At 68.2% G+C, this 19,033-nt stretch carries 14 protein-coding genes; 8 read left to right on the top strand and 6 right to left on the bottom strand.

From position 1 onward, the window contains the following. Window positions 1-427 precede the first annotated feature (427 nt). Entirely contained in the window at window positions 428-2,818 is a 2,391-nt protein-coding gene (locus LCL87_RS26000; RefSeq protein ID WP_225023662.1) for a LuxR C-terminal-related transcriptional regulator, read from the top strand. Here the strand turns inward: LCL87_RS26000 and LCL87_RS22455 are convergent. Genes LCL87_RS22455 through LCL87_RS22445 form a run of 3 tightly spaced genes read right to left on the bottom strand, consistent with a single transcriptional unit; the run spans window position 2,790 to window position 8,721 of the window. Then, a complete protein-coding gene (locus LCL87_RS22455) occupies window positions 2,790-4,043 on the bottom strand; it encodes a heparan-alpha-glucosaminide N-acetyltransferase domain-containing protein (RefSeq protein WP_225023661.1) in 1,254 nt (417 codons plus the stop codon). The two genes, LCL87_RS26000 and LCL87_RS22455, sit on opposite strands and share 29 nt — an antisense overlap. Then, complete coding sequence (locus tag LCL87_RS22450) at window positions 4,043-4,717, bottom strand: BPL-N domain-containing protein (protein ID WP_225023660.1); 675 nt, start codon at window positions 4,715-4,717, stop codon at window positions 4,043-4,045. The genes LCL87_RS22455 and LCL87_RS22450 overlap by 1 nt, the downstream gene beginning before the upstream one ends. Next, window positions 4,714-8,721 (bottom strand): Pls/PosA family non-ribosomal peptide synthetase, encoded by a 4,008-nt coding sequence (locus LCL87_RS22445; RefSeq protein ID WP_225023659.1) that lies wholly within the window; start codon window positions 8,719-8,721, stop codon window positions 4,714-4,716. Before LCL87_RS22445 ends, LCL87_RS22450 begins: the two co-directional genes overlap by 4 nt. Before the next feature lie 545 nt (window positions 8,722-9,266). On the opposite strand from LCL87_RS22445, the gene LCL87_RS22440 reads away from it, so the two are divergent. Continuing rightward, window positions 9,267-9,992 (top strand): BPL-N domain-containing protein, encoded by a 726-nt coding sequence (locus tag LCL87_RS22440; protein WP_225023658.1) that lies wholly within the window; start codon window positions 9,267-9,269, stop codon window positions 9,990-9,992. Between the two features lie 61 nt (window positions 9,993-10,053). Here the strand turns inward: LCL87_RS22440 and LCL87_RS22435 are convergent, their stop codons facing one another. Both LCL87_RS22435 and LCL87_RS22430 read right to left on the bottom strand, forming a co-directional pair. Next, entirely contained in the window at window positions 10,054-10,407 is a 354-nt protein-coding gene (locus LCL87_RS22435; RefSeq protein ID WP_225023657.1) for a hypothetical protein, read from the bottom strand. Then, window positions 10,404-11,564: a 3-ketosteroid-9-alpha-monooxygenase, oxygenase component gene (locus LCL87_RS22430; RefSeq protein ID WP_225023656.1), complete on the bottom strand. Its 1,161-nt coding sequence runs from the start codon at window positions 11,562-11,564 to the stop codon at window positions 10,404-10,406. The genes LCL87_RS22435 and LCL87_RS22430 overlap by 4 nt, the downstream gene beginning before the upstream one ends. Before the next feature lie 217 nt (window positions 11,565-11,781). On the opposite strand from LCL87_RS22430, the gene hsaA reads away from it, so the two are divergent. The 6 genes from hsaA to LCL87_RS22400 all read left to right on the top strand — a co-directional run bounded on the left by hsaA (window position 11,782) and on the right by LCL87_RS22400 (window position 16,916). Beyond that, on the top strand, window positions 11,782-12,930 hold the full coding sequence (gene hsaA, locus LCL87_RS22425) for a 3-hydroxy-9,10-secoandrosta-1,3,5(10)-triene-9,17-dione monooxygenase oxygenase subunit (RefSeq protein ID WP_225023775.1): 1,149 nt from the start codon (window positions 11,782-11,784) through the stop codon (window positions 12,928-12,930). A 10-nt stretch (window positions 12,931-12,940) separates the two neighbouring features. Continuing rightward, on the top strand, window positions 12,941-13,846 hold the full coding sequence (gene hsaD / locus LCL87_RS22420) for a 4,5:9,10-diseco-3-hydroxy-5,9,17-trioxoandrosta-1(10),2-diene-4-oate hydrolase (RefSeq protein WP_225023655.1): 906 nt from the start codon (window positions 12,941-12,943) through the stop codon (window positions 13,844-13,846). Beyond that, the gene (gene hsaC / locus LCL87_RS22415; RefSeq protein WP_225023654.1) at window positions 13,846-14,745 is read left to right on the top strand and encodes an iron-dependent extradiol dioxygenase HsaC; all 900 of its coding nucleotides are present in this window, start codon (window positions 13,846-13,848) and stop codon (window positions 14,743-14,745) included. Before hsaD ends, hsaC begins: the two co-directional genes overlap by 1 nt. Beyond that, window positions 14,745-15,332: a 3-hydroxy-9,10-secoandrosta-1,3,5(10)-triene-9,17-dione monooxygenase reductase subunit gene (hsaB, locus tag LCL87_RS22410; RefSeq protein ID WP_510850840.1), complete on the top strand. Its 588-nt coding sequence runs from the start codon at window positions 14,745-14,747 to the stop codon at window positions 15,330-15,332. Before hsaC ends, hsaB begins: the two co-directional genes overlap by 1 nt. Window positions 15,333-15,415: 83 nt before the next feature. Continuing rightward, window positions 15,416-16,192 carry a hypothetical protein gene (locus tag LCL87_RS22405; protein ID WP_225023653.1) on the top strand — a complete coding sequence of 259 codons (777 nt, stop codon included), beginning with the start codon at window positions 15,416-15,418 and terminating at the stop codon, window positions 16,190-16,192. A 268-nt stretch (window positions 16,193-16,460) separates the two neighbouring features. Further along, on the top strand, window positions 16,461-16,916 hold the full coding sequence (locus LCL87_RS22400; protein WP_225023652.1) for an SRPBCC family protein: 456 nt from the start codon (window positions 16,461-16,463) through the stop codon (window positions 16,914-16,916). Window positions 16,917-16,972: 56 nt separating this feature from the next. Here the strand turns inward: LCL87_RS22400 and LCL87_RS22395 are convergent, their stop codons facing one another. Next, window positions 16,973-19,030: a neutral/alkaline ceramidase gene (locus LCL87_RS22395; protein WP_225023651.1), complete on the bottom strand. Its 2,058-nt coding sequence runs from the start codon at window positions 19,028-19,030 to the stop codon at window positions 16,973-16,975. Window positions 19,031-19,033: the final 3 nt, after the last annotated feature.

Here is a 19,033-nt window from a genome sequence, read left to right as displayed (position 1 = left end):
AGGTGCGTGCCAGTCCATGCTTTCTGCCAGGAAGTATTCCCGGGGCCCCGCTCCCGGGCGGGTGGCAAACGAACACGCGTTTCAGTGTCGACAGCTCGGTGGGACTGCAGTCCAGACACCGCCGGAATTGCCGAAGATGCCGAGGTCGGGGCGCACATGGAGCGCCTGCCCGCGCCTGCCCTGGCTAGACTCGAGACGTCGATCACGGGGTGGAAGGGTTGCGCGGAGCAGCATGGACGAGGGGACTGGGACCCGTGGCGTGCCGTCGTCGCCGCGTTCGCGCCGCACCTTGCTCGATCGGCCACGACTGCGCGAGATGCTCGATAGGGACGCTGCGGTCACGGTCGTCCGCGGCCCGCGCGGCTCCGGGAAGAGTGTCCTCGTCTCCCAATGGCTCGAGCGTGCCGAAGGACGAACGATCGTTCGCGTGGCTGCGCCGTCCCGCGGATGCGCGCCCGACAGATACTGGCGGTCCGTGGCGGCGGCCGTCGTTTCGGCGTCGGGGGTAGGTGACGTTCTCGCCGCGGACTCGCCGGACGAGGCGTCGCGAGCGCGCGTCCACAGAATTCTCGGGACGGTCGATTCCCCCGTCGTGCTGGTTCTCGATCACCCCGATCGGGTCGCCGACCGACTCCTGTACGCGCATCTCGCCGACCTGGTGGTTGATCTGGACCACGTCCGGGTTGTCCTGTGTGTGCGCACGTCCGAGTGTTTCCGGGGGATGGCAGATCTGGAACTCGACTGCCAGGTGATCACTCCGCTCGACCTGGAGTTCACCACGGACGAGACGGCGCAGGTGTTCGCCCTGGCCGGACTTTCGGCAGATCGAGCGACCACCGACGCGATCCATGAACTCGTCGGGGGCTGGTCGGTTCTGGCGCGCATGGCGGTGTCGGTGGCTCGCCTGTTCGGCGGGGAGTTCGGGTCCAGCCGGGGTGTGGCCGCGGATGCGGTCGAGCGCGCCGTGGATGCGTATGTCGAGGACGCGATTCTTGCGGACCCGATGCTCGAAGGGGTGTCGGAGCTCGTCGTGATCTGTTCGACGGCAGTAGATCTCACTCCGGAAGTGCTGTCGGTGCTCACGGGGGATTCGGTCTCGGAAGCTCGCCTGATCGATCTCGAGTATGCGGGCGTGATCTCCCGTGCGACCTCGCCCGGCACGCGGGAATGGCGGATGGTGCCGGCGCTGAGGGAGTCTCTGATGCGGCGAGTCAGGAAGACGACTCCGATTCGCCCCCTGCCGAACTCGGTGCTCCTCGCGCGGTACTACCTGTCCGCCGACGACATTCCACGCGCCCTGTTCCACGCGGTCGAGGCGCAGGACTGGAATCTCGTCGGCGTGATCCTCAAGAGCAATTGGGTGCGGGTGTTCTCCGCGGACGTCGGCTTGCTGCGTGACGCCCTCGCGAAGCTGCCCGACGCGGTAGTGGAGTCGGATGCGACGCTGCGGGCCGGCCGGGCGGTCTTCTCCGGCCCGGGTCTGACCTGGACGCGGCTCAGTGACCAGGCCGACGAGATCGAGGACCTCGCATCGCTCGAGGGGGCCGAGGGTGCCACCGACCTCATCGAGGTTGCGACTGCACACGTGATCGGACTCCGGGTCGTCGGAAAGTTCTCCGACGCCGCGGACCTTGCCAAGCGTCTCGCGAAGGTGGTCGACGACCTGGGGTCGCCGAGCGGCCTCGATCGTGCGGGCCTTTCGGTGATGAAGGTGCAGTGGGCCATCACGATGCAGTTGGCGGGGCGGTACGGCGAGGCCGCTCGCTGCTTCCGCGACACCTACCGGGACGCAGTGCAGCACGGCCCTGCATTCGTCGCCACCAACGCGGCCGCCTGCCTCGCACTGCATTTCGCGATGGCCGACGAACTGCATCACGCGGAGGCCTGGCTCGAGCGGGTCGCTCGACACGGAGTTGTCCCCGGCCGGCTGGGCGAGATGGTCGCGGTGCCGTCGACCGTCGCGCGTGCGCTCGTCGCCCTGGAACGCTTGGACATCGAGGCTGCGGCGCCGGTGATGGACGAACTCGCGGATGTTCCCGACGACGAGGAGTACTGGGCCTTCGTCCAGTACGCGCACCACGTGCACGCCATGCTGACGGGTTCCGCCGATCGTGGTCTGGTGCGCGTCCGCCGGGCGAAGGTCATCTTCGAACGATGGACGACCGAGGATTCCGGTGCCGCGGCTCTGCTGGCAACCGCCGAGTCCGAGTTGCTGTGCGCGTTGGGTCGGGGCAACGAGGCCTGGCAGATCCTCGGCGACGGTCAGCGCGAGAATGCTTTCGTGCGAGTGTCGCGCGCCCGCGTGGAACTGCTGAACGGACACCCGGAGCGTGCGCTCGCGGAGCGACGTTCGATCGCCCGTTCGGCCGCGTCGTACACCCGGATCTACATGGATGCGTCGATCGTCGAGGCTCAGGCCGAGTTGGCCCTGGGCCGGTTGGCGCAGGCCCGGAGGATCTTTCTGCGCGTCGTTTCGCTCTCGGAACAGACCGGAGCGGTACGGCCGTTCGCCGCCGTGCCGGCCGCCCGGCTCGAGGCCCTCGCCGAGGGGGCAGACCTGCCGGACGCCTGGTCGCGGGTGGCCGGTCGCTACGAGCGCGGGGTCTTCCCGGAGAAGCTGCCGGTGATCGCGCTCACCGATCGTGAACGCGCCGTCCTGCGTGCTGTCGCCGACGGCAGCGGGATCGTCGATGTAGCCGGTCGGTTGTTCGTCTCTCCCAACACCGTCAAGAGTCAGCTGCGCAGCGCCTATCGGAAGCTGGGAGTGAGCTCTCGACAGGAGGCGCTGGTCAAGGCGAAACGCTTGTCCCTGTTGTGATCCGGTTCTCCGTCCGGCGCAGCGAGACGCGCTTGATCCGGGTGGTGACGAACGCGACGAGCCCCTCGAGTGGGCCGCGTCCGGCCGTCGCACGCCATGCCAGCGCGAACGCGAACATGAAGACCAGCTGCCGGATGTAGCCGGACCACGGGCCGTAGACGTCGAAATCGGAGTTCACGAAGAGGATGTGGCTGACGTAGATCGTGAGCGACATGCTGCCGATCGCCGCGAGCGGGGCGAGCGCGACCCTGATCACCCGGGCCCAGACACGATGGGTGACGTGACCGAGCAGCAGCATCGCGCCGAGGACCAGCAGCGAACTGCCGAGGGTGGCCATCAGATCGAGCGGTGTGCCGGTGTGCGGGCTCGCGACGCCGAGCCACCACCAGCTCGACGTGGGGACGGTGCCGTCGGCGCCGAACGTGAGGATCTCCGAGACGGATTCGGGGTCCTCGATCGCCTCGATCCGCTCGAGCCCGCCCATCGGATACAGCACGAGCCACGACACGGCGGCGGACGACAGCATGAGTGCCATGCCCGACGCGGCGAGCGTGGCCGCGGTGCGGAACGCGGTGAGGTTCAGTCGGCCCACGAGGAGACCGACGCACACGTACGTCATCCACACCGTGGCCGGGAACTCGCCGGTGAACGCGAGGTCCGACAGGAGCCGCAGCGGCGCGTGCAGCAGCGCGTCGAACGACGGCTGCATTCCCAGCGGTTCGGGCAGATGCGGACGCAGGACCTGGCTGACGACGGGCGTGGTGACCGCGAGGGTGAGCGCCACCGCTGCCAGCGTCCGGGTACCGAGGTAGATCAGCGGGATCGCGAGCAGGAACATCACGGCGTAGTAGCCGAGGATGACGACGCCGTACTCGCTGTCGGTGAAGCCGAGCGTCAGACCGATGAGGCCGACCATGAGGGCGCGGCCCACGAGCGACCACGACGTCGCGGTCGCCTGCGGGCCGCGGACCTGTTGCCGTCGGCGCGAGATGAACGCGATGCCGACGCCGGCGAGGACCGCGAAGATCGCCGACGCGTGACCCGCGGACAGCTTGTACGTCCAGGTCGGGTTGTAGGAGTCGTCGTAGGCGTTGAGTGAGTGCACCGCGATCATGCCGAGGACCGCGAGACCGCGGGTGGCGTCGATCGCGGTGAGGCGCCGGCTCCGGGCGGGTGCGTTCGCGGTGCCGGACGCCGGGGCGGGGCTGTGCAGCGACGTGCTCATCAGCGCATCACCGCGTCCACCAGCTCGAGCCCGGTGGGCAGCGAGCTGTGGGCGGGGACCCGGAGGCCCGAGTCTCGGAACCAGTCGGCGTCGGCCTCGGGGTGCGGGCCGACCACGGCGACCCGCCCCTCGCCGAAGGGAACGGCGAGTGCGGCGATTTCGCCGTTGGGGTACGTCGCGATCACGTCGAGTTCGGGGGTTCGGGGTTCCACGTGGAAGGTCGCTCCGTCCTGGAAATAGAGGCTGCGGCGGTTGTCGCGCCAGTCCACCTCGACGACGGCGGGCCGCGTCGAGGCGACGGTGGCGCGATCCGTCGCGATGTACTGGTCGGTGTCGCCGGGGAGCAGGTCGAATCCGGGGGTGGCGCCGGCGAGGTAGCCGCCGAGGCAGAACCCGAGGTAGCGCCCGCCGCCCGCGACGAAACCGCGAACGAGCTTGTTGTGCTTGCGCATCCGCCGCCACGCCGCGCGCAGGGTGCCCCCGCCGGGCTGGGCGTAGAGCGTCGCGCGGGCGAGGACGTCCGCGGTGAGCGGGAGTTCCTCACGCGGGCCCACGTACCGGACGTCGAAGTTCCAGTGGCTGGCCCGCAACAGGTCGGCCACCGACTCGGAGCAGCCCGGCAGCGACGCCCGTCCGCGGTAGACGAGCGCGAGGGGGCGGGCGGTCGCGATCATCGCTCCACCTGTGCCGGGATGCCGTTGGCGCGGGTGGCGGCGGGCAGGTGCTCGCCCTTCATGAGCAGCGACAGCGGGCCGAGTTCGGCGCCGTCGCCGACGGTGGCGTCGTAGAGCACGATGGACCGCGTGCCGACCGTCGCGTCGGCACCGACCGTGACGACCGACATCTTCATGACGCGGTCCTCGAACAGGTGGGTCTGCATCGAGGCGTTGGACCCGACGGCCGCGCCGTCGCCGATCCGTACGAGGTCGAACTCCGTCAGGTAAGTCGTGCCGATCCAGGTGCGCCGCCCGATCTGCGCGCCGAAACCGCGCAGCGCGGTCGGGAGGAACGGGGTGCCCTTCAACTGGTCGAGCAGGACCGGGACCGCGGCGGCCTCGTAGATACCGGTGGCGAACTCGGAACGCCGGACGAACCTGGCCCACAGGGGTTCCACGCGGGGCTCGTAGACGCCCACCATGTTCCGCTTCACCGCCGACGCGTACAGCACCACGCCGATCGCGGTCGCGATCGCGATGAACGGCGCCACCGCGATCGTCACCAGCAGTCCCGACGAGCGGGCCACCTGGGACAGTGCGAGCAGGTACACGAACAGGCTCACGCCGATCAGGGTCGCGGGCAGGGTGATCCGGAAGAACTCGATGAACAACCGGTGCGCGACCACCGAACGCGGCGGGGCGAACGTGTCGGACTCCGCGAAATCGCCGCTGTCCTGGCGGGCGGGCAGGTAGATGGCGGGCGAGCCGAGCCACGACGAGTCCGCGGGCACACCGTCCCGGCCGGGCACCGTCAGCACGCCGACGAGCGAGCGGTCACCGGTGTGCGTACCGGCAGGGACGAAGGCGGCGTTGCCGACGAACGCGCGATCGCCGACGGTGGTGGTGTCGAACGCGACCCGGCCGTTGCAGAACGACGACCCGCCGACGCTCGCCATGTCGGCGACGAAGCTGTCGTTGCCGATGGTGAGCAGGTCGGGGTCGATGTGCGCAGCGGTCGAGACCTCTGCGCCTCGACCCACCCGGGCGCCGAGCATGCGCAGCCACGGCGCGGTGTACAGGGTCGCGTAGAGCGAGCCGGTGTAGGTGAGGCTCATCAGGAATAGCTTGTCGGTCATCCACTTCCGGACGCCGAGGCCGCTGCGGGCGTTCTGGATGCCGACGGGCACGTGCGGGAGAAGGAGGCGCTTGCCGAGTGCCACGGCCGCGCACACGCTCGCCACGTAGACGGTGCCGGTCGCGAGCGTCGCGAGGAAGGACGCGATCATGCCCCACTCGAGCAGTACGTACCAGACCAGCACCAGGCTGGGGACGAGCGTCGCGATCGCGACGAGTTCGAGGGCGGCCAGGCCCAGCGCCGCGGCGACGAGCAGGCGCCTCGACCACGGGGGCGGGGGAGTGTCGGCAGCCATCGCCTCGACGGCGGCGTCGAGCGCGTCGACCGGCTGCGGCGGGGACCCCGCCCAGCGCTGTCCGGCCGGCAGACGCCGTCCGCGGTCGAGCACCGACTGGTCGGCCAGCATCGCCGAATGCTCCACGTGCGCGCCCGGTTCGAGCACGCTGTTGGCGCCGACGAAGGCGCGGTCCTCGACCACCACGTTCTCGACGACGACCCAGCCGGACACCACCTTCCAGGCGCGCAGGTCGGCGTTGTAGCCGATCGTGACGCCGTCCCCGAGACGGACCATCGCGGGGAACGGGATCGAACTGGTGCCGATCTCGGTGTCCCGCCCCACCCGTGCGCCGACGGCGCGGAGGAACGACGCCATCAGCGGCGACCCGGCGAGCACCGGCATCGGGGACAGCGCCAGGACCCGGTCGATCGCCCACAGTCGCAGGTACGTGGCGCCCCACAGCGGGTAGCGTCCCGGCTTCAGCCCCCGCGAGAGCGGTCGCACGACGAGGACCGGAAGTACCCATCGGACACCGAGATACGTCGGCACCGTCGCGATCAGCAGGTCCCGCAGCGCCTGGAACGACGGCTGGCCGTGATGGATGCTGTACACGATCGACACCGGCAGCGTCACCACGAGCAGCATCAGGAGCAGCGCCGCCGCCTGCGCCGCGCCCGCGACGGCGACACGGAAGGTGCTGTGCTCCAACGGGTCGAGATCGTCGTCGGGGTGGGCGACGCCGGATCCCCCCGAGGGGACGGCGGTCAGCGCGGCCGCGAGCGCACGCACCGTCGGATGGGTGTAGACGTCACGCAGGCCCACGGCGTGGTCGCCCGCGGACTCGCGTAGCACCGACACCAGGCGTGCGGCGGCGAGGGAGTGCCCGCCCAGTTCGGTGAAGAAGTCGGCCTCGACGGACAGCGCGGCAGGTTCGAGTCCGAGCACTTCCGCCCAGATCCCGCGCAGCCGCGTCTCGGCCGCGTCGCGGGGCTCCTCGACGGGGCCGGACGAGCCGAGGACCCGGCGGGGACCCGGAACCGGGAGACGCGACCGGTCGACCTTGCCGCTGGGCATGGTCGGCAGTTCGTCGACGATGTCGAGGAAGGCCGGGACCATGTACTCGGGCAGGCGGCTGTGCAGTTCGGTCAGGAGCCGCTCGATCAGCACCACGCGCGCGGCGTCGTCGTCGAGCTCGGTGCGGGAGGTGCCCGACCGGGGCACCACGAACGCCGCCAGTTCCTCCGACCCGGAGTTCGAGACGAGCGCCACGACGCTGCTGGCGATCTGGACGTCCTCGAGCAGCACGCTCTCGATCTCGCCCAGATCGACACGGTGACCGCGGATCTTGACCTCGCTGTCCGCGCGGCCCAGGTACTCGATCTCGCCTTCTGCCGTGATCCGCCCCAGATCGCCTGTGCGGTAGAGCTTTCGGCCCGGCGCGGCATGGGGGTGGTCGATGAACCGCTCGGCAGTCTGCTCGGGACGGCCCACGTAGCCACGGGCGACGCCGGGTCCGCCGATGCAGATCTCGCCGATCTCGCCGTCCGGCACCTGCAGCCGATGGTCGTCGAGCAGCACCACCGAATACGTCGGCAAGGGGCGGCCGATCGTGACGATCCGGCCGGGAAGCAGTTCGCACCACGTCGCCGTGACGGTCGCCTCGGTGGGGCCGTACGTGTTGAGGATGCGCCGGCCGGGGCGGCTCCAGCGTTCGACGAGTTCGCCGGGGCACGCCTCGCCGCCGACGAGAACGCTTCGCAGCAAAGGAAGTTCACGCGGGATGGTCGCGAGCAGTGTCGGCACGCAATACAGCACGGTGACGGCCGCGTCCTCGAGGAAATCGGCGAGTTCGCCGCCCAGTCGCCGCGAGTCGGTAGGTCCGGCGACGAGGGTCGCGCCGACCGCCCACGTCGGCCAGATCTCCTCGATCGAGAAATCGAACGAGATGGTCATGCCCTGGTAGACACGGTCGGTCGGCCGCACGTCGTACACGCCGGGCACGACGTCGAGGAAGTTGCAGATGCTCGACTGTGCCACCTCGACGCCCTTGGGCTGGCCCGTCGAGCCCGAGGTGTAGATGACGTAGCAGGTGGGGTCCGCGGCGGCGTCGAACTGCACCGACGGGCGTTCGGTCGGGTAGGCGTCGAGGGTGCCGGCCTCGGTGTCGATCTCGACCCAGCGGTGCCCGAGGGGAGCGAGGGTGTCGGCGAACGACGACGACGTGAGCACCAGATCGACCTCGGCGTTCGAGGTGATGTAGCCGATGCGCTCCTGCGGAGCGCCCGGATCGATGGGGACGAACGAGGCACCGGCCTTGAGCGCGGCCAGCAGTGCGACGTAGGTCTCGGGGGAGCGTTCGAGCAGGATCGCGACGCGATTGCCCGACTCGAGGCCCAGGTCGATCAGCAGCCGGGCGAGCTGGTTCGCGCGGCCGTCGAGTTCGGCGTACGTGAACCGGCGGTCGTCGCACTCGAGCGCGACAGCGGCGGGGGTGCGATCGCACGAGTTCTCGAACACCTGCTCGAGACGGCGTGGCAGACGGCCTGCGGGTGCGGTCTTCCGGGAGCGCAATCGGCTCTCGGCGCGAATTCGAAGATCCCGTCGATTCACGATCCCACCTCGCAGTCGAGTCTCTCGGGGGTCCGGTCTCCGTGCCGCGGTGTCCCCCCATTGGTCACAACTTGCAATCGAACCAGTGACTCTTTCGGTGATCGTTCTGCGCGAGGCCTCCGAAAATGCTGGCAGTGTGTCGGATTCGACATCGGGGGAGTCGGGCGGCGCGAGCGCCGTGCCGTCGACATGCCGAGTGGTCGGTCGTGCGCATTGCTACTGGTCAAACGGTTGACCACTTGCAGAATCGGGCCGTTCGACCCGGTCTATCTGGTCGGTCGTCCGGTCCGCTTTCGGTGGCCGGGAAGGACCTCGCGGGGGCTGCCGGGTGTCGACTGCGGATTCACCCGCGGTTTAACCCTTTTTCTGCTCAAATCGTGATGCGTGACACGGGACCCGCGGCCGTCGGCCTCGGGTCCCGAACAGCATGTATCCGCCGGATCGCCCGCGGATCGTAGGGGGCCGCCGGCCGGGCGCCGGCGGCATGTGAGCACGACGAAAGGCGCAATGTGATCAGTCGACGAGGATTTCTGGCAGGTGTGGGTGTGGCGGGTGCTCTCGCCCTGACGCCGTCCGTGGCATCGGCCGCGGGTGCGAGCCGCGCGGCCGCCACGACCAAGCCGCTGGCGCTCGTCTACCGAGGGCCCGCGTCGTTGCCCGGCTGCCCCGAGGCGGTGGCGCAGCTGCTGCGGGATTCCCCAACCGGATTCCGCACCGAATACGTGGGTCCCAACGAGAAGAAGAAGATCACGAAAGCGAACCTGGCGGGGGCGGTCGTGTACGCACAGCCGGGCGGTCCCAGCCTGTCGAAGGGCTGGGCGGCGATGAGTCCGCATGCGACCGTCATCCGCGAGTGGGTGGCGGGCGGCGGCAACTATCTCGGGTTCTGCCTCGGCGGGTACCTCGCCGGCGCCACGCCCGGATTCAACCTGCTGCCCGGCGACACGTGGCAGTACATCACGGCGTCGAACGCCACGGTGAAGACCGCCGCGGCGTCCCGGATCGACGTCCGGTGGCGGGGGAGTGCGCGCACGGTCTTCTTCCAGGACGGGCCGGCGTTCTGGCTCGAACCCGGTGCGAACGCCGAGATCGTCGCCACCTATCAGGGTGGACAGCCCGCGGCTGTGGTCGCGCCGTACGGATCGGGACGGGTGGGTGTGGTCGGGCCGCACCCGGAGGCCGACTCGACGTGGTTCTCGCGAGTGGACCCCACGAACGCGATCCATCCCGAACTCGGCTACGACCTCATCGAGTCCACGATCCGGCGCTGAGCCGTCCACATGCAGCAAGGCCCCGAACCGCTCGTTGGTTCGGGGCCTTGCTGTGGGTATGTCAGCTCGCAGATCCGGTCGGCCGGTCCTCCGGGACCTCGAGAATGCCTTCCATCACCGCATGCTGGATGCTGCTGATCATGCGCGGACAGGTCTGACGCGACCCGGCGCGCCCGCCGGCAGCCGTGAACTCCGGGCACACCTCGGCAGGATTGCCCTGCCACTGGATGCTGGTGTGCTTGAAGCTGTTCTTCTGGACGAGCACGCACGTCCCGCACGCCCGGCACTGCACCTCTTGCAGCCCCTGCTCGAGGTACTTCTGCTGGTCGACGGCGGTCTGCGCGCGGACGGCCTCGACCCGGGCCGGGCTGTCGGAATAGCTGGGGGCCTTGGCCCAGGTCGAGGTCATCGTCACACTCCAGTCTTGTGCTCGGCGGCCGATTCGGCCGCCGCCTTCTCCTCCGCCTGGCGCGCCAGGTTCGCGTCGACCTCACGCTGCCAGGCCTCGACGGCCTTGGTGGTGTCGATCTCGAACTCGAAGCGCTGCGTCGCCTTCTCATCGATGTCGGCGACGTCCACGTAGAACTGGTCGTACCAGCGACGCAGCTGGTAGACCGGGCCGTCCTCCTCGCAGAGCAGCGGATTCTCGATCTTGGTCTTGTTCTTCCAGATCGCGACGTCCTGCTCGAAGCCCATGGCGACACCCTCGGTGAACTTCGTCGCCAGCTTGTCGCTGGTGGCGTCGTCGAGGCCCTTCGGCTTCTGTACGGCGACGCCGTACATCAGCACGAACGAGTCCTGGGTGACCGGGTAGTGGCAGTTGATCAGGATGCTCTCGACCTTGTAGCCGCTGTAGTTGTTGTGCAGCCAGTTCACCATGTAGGACGGGCCGAAGTACGACGCCTCCGAGTCCAGCACCGAATCGCCGTACTGGGTGCCCATGCTCCCGACGTCGGGCCGGCCGTGGTTCTGCAGGTACTGCGACGCGATGTGGCCCTCGAAGACGTTCTTGAAGTACTTCGGGAAGCCGAAGTGAACGTAGAAGAAGTGCGCCATGTCGACGACGTTGTCGACGATCTCGCGGCAGTTGGAACCCTCGACGAGGATGCGGTTCCACTTCCAGTCGGTCCACTCGTCGGTGAAGACCTCCGGCAGGCGCGGAATCGTGACGTCGTCCGGCGGGGGGTTGCCCTCCGGGTCGTTCCAGATGAACAGCTGCTTGTTCTCCTGCAGCGTGGTCCACGTGCGGGTCCGCGCGATCGGCGGCACTCGACGGGCGTAGGGGATGTCGGTGCACTTGCCGTTACCGCCCCAGCGCCAGTCGTGGAACGGGCATGCGACCGAGTCGCCCTTGATCTCGCCCTGGCTGAGGTCGCCGCCCATGTGCCGGCAGTACGCGTCGAGTACGTGGAGCTTGTCCTGGCTGTCGGCGAACACCACCAGCTTGGTGCCGAACGCTTCGACTGCGTGCGGCTTCCCGTCGAGGAACTCGCTCTCCAGACCGATGCAGTGCCAACCGCGTGCGAAACGCGTCTGCGGAGCTCCCACATCGATCTCACGAATCTGCGCCATCAGTACCTCACATCCCTTCTAGCTGTTGCTAGAACACGTTATAGAACTTCGGGAGATTCCGCTAGATTTCGCGTGCTTACTATCGGCAAAGACTTCGTGTGACCAGTGGAATTGACGTTTCCTCGACACGGAAGAGAACGTGTTCTAGTCTCAGGGCAAGTCAACATCGAATTACAGACGGGAGCGTCCAGTGGGTGACCATGACAGCCACGAGGTGATGCAGCGGATCGACGCGCTACTGCCGGTGCTGCGTGAACGCGCGCAAGAGACCGAGGATCTGCGCCGCATCCCCGACGAGTCCATCAAGGCGCTCCAAGAGACCGGCTTCTTCCGGTTGGTGCAGCCCAAGCAGTGGGGCGGCCTCGAGGCCGATCCGGTCACCTTCTACACCGCCGTTCGCAACATCGCGAGCGCCTGTGGGTCCACGGGATGGGTCGCCGGCATCCTCGGCATCCACAACTGGCACCTCGCCCTGTTCGATCAGCAGGCGCAGGAAGACGTGTGGGGCAAGGACACCGACGTCCGGATCTCGTCTTCGTACGCGCCGATGGGTGCGGGCGAGGCGATCGAGGGCGGCTACAAGGTCAACGGTGCCTGGGCCTGGTCCTCGGGCTGCGACCACGCGTCGTGGGTCGTCGTCGGCGGACCGGTGATCAAGGACGGTCGCCCCGTCGACTTCGGTAGCTTCCTCATCCCGCGTGAGGATTACGAGATCGACGACGTCTGGAATGTCGTCGGCCTCAAGGGCACCGGCAGCAACACCGTTGTCGTCAAGGACGTCTTCGTCCCGCGCCATCGCTTCCTGAGCTTCAAGGCGATGAGTGACCTGACGGCGCCGGGTCTGCAGCAGAACACCGCTCCGGTCTACAAGATGCCGTGGGGCACCATCCATCCCACCACCATCTCCAGCCCGATCGTCGGCATGGCGTACGGCGCCTACGAGGCCCACGTCGAGCACCAGGGCAAGCGTGTCCGCGCGGCCTACGCCGGCGAGAAGGCCAAGGACGACCCGTTCGCCAAGATCCGGATCGCCGAGGCGTCCAGCGACATCGACGCCGCGTGGCGTCAGCTGTCCGGCAACGTCGCCGACGAGTACGCACACCTCCTCGCCGGCGAGGAGGTGCCGATCGAACTGCGCCTGCGGGCCCGCCGCGACCAGGTCCGCGCCACCGGCCGCGCCATCGCCTCGATCGACCTGCTGTTCGAGAACTCGGGCGCCACCGCGCTCGCGAACGGCACTCCCATCCAGCGCTTCTGGCGCGACGCGCACGCCGGCCGCGTGCACGCCGCCAACGATGCCGAGCGCGCGTACGTGATGTTCGGTGGCGCCGAGTTCGGCCTGCCGCTCACCGACACGATGGTCTAGGGGCGGGTACATGACGGCAACCGAAGAGCTCACGTACGAGTCGACGTCCCGTTTCGCGCAGGTCCGCGACGACCTGAAGCTGCACTACCACGAGGCGGGTGTCGGCAACGGCCCCACGATCGTGCTGCTGCACGGCGGCGGACCCGGCGCGTCGTCGTGGTCCAACTTCGCGAAGAACATTCCCGTTCTCGCAGAGCAGTTCCATGTGATCGCGGTGGACCAGCCCGGCTACGGCCGGTCCGACAAGCCCACCGAGCACCCGCAGTACTTCCGCCACAGTGCCTCGGCGCTCAAGGATCTGCTCGACACGATCGGCATCACCGATCGCGTTCACCTGCTGGGCAATTCACTCGGCGGCGGCGCCGCGGTGCGGTTCGCGCTGGACTACCCGGACCGCGCCGGCCGGCTGGTGCTCATGGGCCCCGGTGGACTCAGCGTCAACCTGTTCGCACCGGATCCCACCGAGGGCGTCCGGAATCTCGGCAAGTTCGCGTACCAGCCGACGCGGGAGAACCTCGAGGCGTTCCTGCGCATCATGGTGTTCGATCAGAAGCTCATCACCGACGAGCTGATCGACGAGCGGTTCGCCGCCGCCAGCGCGCCCGAGTCGCTCGCCGCGGCCAAGGCGATGGGCAGGTCGTTCTCGAGCTCGGAGTTCGAACTCGGCATGCTGTGGCGCGACGCCTACAAGCTGCGTCAGCGGGTGCTGCTGATCTGGGGCCGCGAGGACCGGGTCAACCCGATCGACGGTGCGCTGGTGGCGCTCAAGATGATTCCGCGGGTCCAACTGCACGTCTTCGGCGGCTGCGGACACTGGGCTCAGCTCGAGAAGTTCGACGAGTTCAACCGGCTCGCGAGCGATTTCCTGCTCGACAGCGACATTGCCCGAGGCTCCGCCCGAGAAGGGGGTAAGTGATGAGTATTCGTGCACTCGCGTACCTGCGCATCGAGTCGACCGACATGGCCGCCTGGCGCGAGTACGGCCTCAAGGTGCTCGGCATGATCGAGGGTAAGGGTTCGAACCCCGACAACCTCTACCTGCGCATGGACGACTACCCGGCGCGGCTCGTCATCGTTCCCGGCGAGCGTGACGGTCTCTACGCCACCGGCTGGGAGTGTGCCAACGCAGAAGGCCTGCAGGAGATCCGCGAGCGTCTGGCCAAGGCCGACTGGGAGTTCGAGGAGGGCACCAAGGAGGAGGCGGCGGAACGCAACGTCGTCGAGTTCATCAAGTGCCGCGACGCGTCCGGGTCCCGCCTGGAGGTCTTCCACACGGTCGCCCTGCAGCACCGCCGCATCGTGAGCCCGTACGGGCACAAGTTCGTCACCGGTGAGCAGGGTCTCGGGCACGTCGTGCTCGCGACCAAGGACGACGAGGCGGACCTCGAGTTCTACCGCGACGTGCTCGGATTCAAGCTGCGCGACTCGATGCGCCTGCCTCCGCAGGTGGTGGGGCGTCCGGCCGACGGTGACCCGGCGTGGCTGCGTTTCCTCGGCTGCAACCCGCGTCACCACAGCCTTGCGTTCGCGCCGCTGCCGAATCCCTCGGGGATCGTGCACCTGATGGTCGAGGTCGAGAACTCCGACGACGTCGGGCTGTGTCTCGATCGCGCGCTCCGCAAGAACGTGAAGATGTCGGCGACGCTCGGCCGCCACGTCAACGACCTCATGCTGTCGTTCTACATGAAGACTCCGGGTGGATTCGACGTCGAATTCGGTTGCGAGGGACTCGAGGTCGAGGACGACAAGTGGATCGCGAAGGAGAGCACCGCCGTGAGCCTGTGGGGCCACGACTTCACGGTGGGGTTCAAGTAGTGTCCGCGCACGAGACGTCCGGTGTGGGAACCGGCGCGGAGATCGATCCGCGCCAGTTCCGCACCGTGCTCGGCCAGTTCTGCACCGGCGTCACGATCATCACGACGGTCGACGACGACGCCCCGGTGGGCTTCGCGTGTCAGTCGTTCGCGGCGCTGTCGCTGGACCCGCCGCTCGTGCTGTTCTGCCCCACCAAGGCGTCGCGGTCGTGGTCGGCGATCGAGCGGTCCGGCCGCTTCGCCGTCAACGTCCTCGCCGAGGAGCAGCAGTCCACCTGTGCCCGTTTCGGTTCGCGCGAGCCCGACAAGTTCGCCGGAATCGACTGGACGCCGTCGCCGTTGGGTTCGCCGATCCTCACCGGATCGCTCGCCCACATCGACTGCACGGTCGAGACGGTGCACGACGGCGGCGACCACTACGTGGTGTTCGGTCGGGTGCACTCGATGAGTGAGATCAAGTCCGAACGGCCACTGCTGTTCTACCGCGGCCAGTACACCGGGATCGAACCGGACAAGACCGTGCCGGCGAAGTGGCGGGACGACCTCGAGGCGTTCCTCACCACCGCCAGTGAGGACACCTGGCTCTAGTGTCCGCAGCAGAGAGGCGGACCGCAGTGTATGTGTCTCGTGAACGACGAAAGGCGTTGGCTCGGGGCACGATGAGTGCACTCATGCTTCCCTTGGTGTTCGTCGCACCCGCTGCTGCCGAATCGGCGGCGGCGGGTGCGACACATGCGGGGGTCGTGGAGGCGCGATCGTGTACGAATCTCGGTGTCACGATCCCACTCGACCCGGTGCAGGCGGATCGGGCCCGAGCGATGCTCCCGGCGGGCTTCGCCCTCGCCGCGATACCCACGATGCTGGTCGAGACTTCGACCTGTGCAGATGCGAACGTGAACGGAACCGAGATCGGCCGGTTCCACCTGTCCGAGGCTGCGGTGTCGGTCGTGCCACCCGCGCCCATCGCGTCGCCGCGACTGGGTGAGATCGTCGCCGAGAACATCTACACGCTCTCGCAGTTGGACACGAATACGCTGCTGTCCGATTTCAAGTCGGGTCTCGGCTACCGAAGCGAGATCGTCGACATCACGCTCGACCTCGGCACGCCCGGCCAACTCGTCCGCCACGCGTCCGCGACGGCCGGCGGCGATCTCGCATCGATCTCCGCCACAGCGCAATTGACGCCGTCGCTGCTGCCCGACGGGGTGAGGGTGCCGAATCCGGGAGTCGTCTACAAGCTGTGGACCCGGGATGCGCTGGGCCGCAACGTGGTCACCACGAACGCGAACATGACGATCGACCAGCCCGCGGTTGGCGTCGGGACGGTGACGGCGCCGGAGGGAAGTGTGGTGCACCGGATCCTCGGCGACGGCAACGCAACCGGCGTCGCCTTCTCCGGCCGTGCCGAGCGCTTCGTCAACGACACCTTCGTCTTCCCTCTGGGGTAACCCGGAGGAGGTCGTGTCCTGTAGCAAGCTTGCCCAGGGGGGATAGGGCCGAAGGGTCCCTTCTTGCGCTGACGGCGCGTGAAGGGGCCCTTCGTCTGTTGCGGGGCCTTCAAAACCGCGGGTCGTCGGGCTAGGATCGAAAGAGATGCTCGTGCGGGTGCCGCCCGGTGGATCGTGAAAGCGGCTGCGCGAGCGGTCAATCGGCGCGGGTGCGCCAACCTCATGGGTGACGCGTCGACCATTTTCGCGAGTCGAGGATGTGAGATCCATGGCCAAGACGCTGCAAGTGAACGAGTCGATCGTGATCGACAAACCACTGCCCGAAGTGTTCGCCTATCTGACCGATCCTGCGAATGCCGCCGAATGGGGCAGCAACATAGTCGATTACAAGGTTCTCTCCGGTTCGCCCGACGAAGTGGGTGCCGTTATGTCGGTGACTGCGAAAGTCGCGGGCGCCCGGATCGATGCCACCGAGAAGGTCACCGCGTACGAGAAAGACAAGCGCATGGGCTTCGAGTCGGCAGACTCGAAGATCGCCTACACACGTGAGATCGGCTTCAGCAGCGACGGCGACGGGGCGACCAAGGTGACCTATGTACAGGACGCCGAGGAAGGCAGCGGCCTGTTCAAGTTCGCGGACGCAATTGTTCTGAAGCTGTACGCACACGACGTCCGCGGCAACCTGCAGAAGGCCAAGGTCATTCTCGAGACCCCGAACGGCTGAAGGGTCCCTTCGTGCGCTGACAGTGCACGAAGGGACCCTTCGGTCGGTGAGGCGAGCTAGCGGACGGTGAACTCCGCCGACGTTCCGGTGAGTGCGAACACCGCGCCCTCCGGATTCTTCCAGTTCCCGAAGTGCTGGATGCGGTAGGTTCCTGTCGGAGTGCCGGCGGGGACGTCCCACGTGATGCGGGCGATCGACGCGTTGAGGCCGTCCCGGCGCCAGCGGTACTTGGTGGCCCAGTCGCCGTCGTCGGCGTGCCGAATCCAGCGGGCGCCATCGCGGCGCTGCACCTCGAAATACGTTCCGCGGCGGTGTAGGTCGTTCTTGGGGTGACCGGTGACGAACTCGGCGGCAACCTGTTCGCCGGAGCCGACGCTGCCCGCGGGCTGCACCACGACGTCGCCGAAGTTGCGGCCGGGCAGCGGGGCGTCGAACGGGAACTCGCGTCCGAAACCGGGCTGAAAACCGGACAGGTCGCGCGGCGCCGGGCCGCGCGGGACGTCGGCGCCCGCCTTCATCCCGGCCGCGAGGGCAGCGAAGCCCTGCTGATACGCGGGAAGGGTGTTGCGGCCGAACAGCGTCGATCCGCCCTCGTACTGCTGGGCGTCGTACTCCTCGGGCGTGGTGCAGTAGCTCGAGTACGCGTTGGCGTAGCCGTTGAAGATGACGTTCTCGAGCGGGACGCCCAGTCCCTCGGCGACGGTGCGGCGGATCCGCAGGCCGGAGACGATGGTGAACTCGGCCGGACCACCGACGACGTAGACGTCGCCGATGCGGATGATCTGGATCTTGAGCACGTGCGGGACCCAGCCGTCCGGCGGCAGCAGGCCGACGGGCACGAGCACCAGCTTGGGGGCCTGGGCGTCGGCGAGCCACTGCGGGGTGGGGGTGTCGATGCCGCCGAGCGCGTCGATCATCGGGTTGCGGGTGCCCTCGGTGAAGATGTCGATCGCCGGGCCGTCCTCGGTGCTGCCCGCCGCCATCGCGGCGCCGATGCAGGCCGGCGCGGTGCGGCGGACCTGCCCGTCGGAGGTGTACTTGCCGTCCACCACCTGGTTCGCCATGTCGAGGTACATGATTCGGCTGTCCACGGTGGTCGACGACAGCGGTGCCGCCTTCTTGAACGCCTCGCGGGCGGCCGCCACCTGGCGCTCACCGATGATGCGAGTGTTCTCGAAATCGTCCGCGGTGGGACCGTGGCCGGGCTTCAGGTCCAGGTTGGGGGACATGTCGCCGGTGTTGGTCTGCGGGAAGCACGCGACGAACCCGGGCTTGCCGTCGAGGTAGCGCACCCCGGCGACATCGTGCTCCCAGAAGTACGCGGCGGCGCCCTTGTTGTCACCGGAGATGAGGTGGTTCTTGTTGGTCAGCGACGCGCCGTGGGTGGGGAACCAGCCGATGCCGCCGACGTTGTCGCCGCCCTGACTGATCCGGAGCACCCGCATCGCGGTGTCGATGCCGAGCGGGTAGTAGTCCCTGTCGTGCTGCGGGTTCCGATCGAACGCCGCACGCGAACGGTTCACGCTCGCGTCCTTCAGTTCGCTGCGCCCGTACGCGACGGTGCCGGCGGCGAGGTTGTCGTGCGCGGCGACGATGGCCTCGACGACGCCGTCGACCTCGGCGTCGAACACCTGCGGCTGGAAGCCCAGCGTGGCGAGGCTGTACGCGTAGTCCTGCGACGCGCCGCCACACGCCGCGTGCGAGTGCACGGCCGTGAGCATCACGTTCTTCTCGGTGTACAGGTTGCCGAACCGCGCGGCCAGCTTGGCCAGCACGGCGTCGTGCACGGCCTGGAACACCATGCAGGTGTCGGCGCACGTGTAGACGACGCGGTTGTCCTCGGCGTCGGCGAAGACGTAGGCGCGCACCCGGGTTCGCTGGTGCAGGCCCTCGGCGCGCTGGTCGAACTGCGAGTAGCCCATCATGCCGTTCTCGGCGACCGGGCCGGTCATGTCCGACAGCCCGACGCCGACCCGGAACCCCTGGTCGGGCGCGGTTCGGCGGGCAGGAGCGGAGGCGGAGCGGGGCTGAGCTGAAGCGGTCGAGCTGGCTATGGCTGCGAGCGCCGGTGCGGCCGCGGCTCCGGCCAGCACGCTGCGTCGACTGATCGTCACGAC

The sequence above is a fragment of the Prescottella equi genome (assembly GCF_020171745.1).
Taxonomy (GTDB): Bacteria; Actinomycetota; Actinomycetes; order Mycobacteriales; family Mycobacteriaceae; genus Prescottella; species Prescottella equi_A.
The sequence above is the reverse complement of the archived record's forward strand: the minus strand, read 5'-3'. Positions and strand labels throughout refer to the sequence as shown.

Excerpts from the sequence above, each read along its gene's own strand:
- LCL87_RS22455 (WP_225023661.1), bottom strand. The coding sequence starts at position 4,043 with ATGAGCACGTCGCTGCACAGCCCCGCCCCGGCGTCCGGCACCGCGAAC.
- LCL87_RS22450 (WP_225023660.1), bottom strand. The coding sequence starts at position 4,717 with ATGATCGCGACCGCCCGCCCCCTCGCGCTCGTCTACCGCGGACGGGCG.
- LCL87_RS22430 (WP_225023656.1), bottom strand. The coding sequence starts at position 11,564 with ATGGCGCAGATTCGTGAGATCGATGTGGGAGCTCCGCAGACGCGTTTC.
- hsaA (WP_225023775.1), top strand. The coding sequence starts at position 11,782 with ATGCAGCGGATCGACGCGCTACTGCCGGTGCTGCGTGAACGCGCGCAA.
- hsaD (WP_225023655.1), top strand. The coding sequence starts at position 12,941 with ATGACGGCAACCGAAGAGCTCACGTACGAGTCGACGTCCCGTTTCGCG.
- hsaC (WP_225023654.1), top strand. The coding sequence starts at position 13,846 with ATGAGTATTCGTGCACTCGCGTACCTGCGCATCGAGTCGACCGACATG.
- LCL87_RS22405 (WP_225023653.1), top strand. The coding sequence starts at position 15,416 with ATGCTTCCCTTGGTGTTCGTCGCACCCGCTGCTGCCGAATCGGCGGCG.
- LCL87_RS22400 (WP_225023652.1), top strand. The coding sequence starts at position 16,461 with ATGGCCAAGACGCTGCAAGTGAACGAGTCGATCGTGATCGACAAACCA.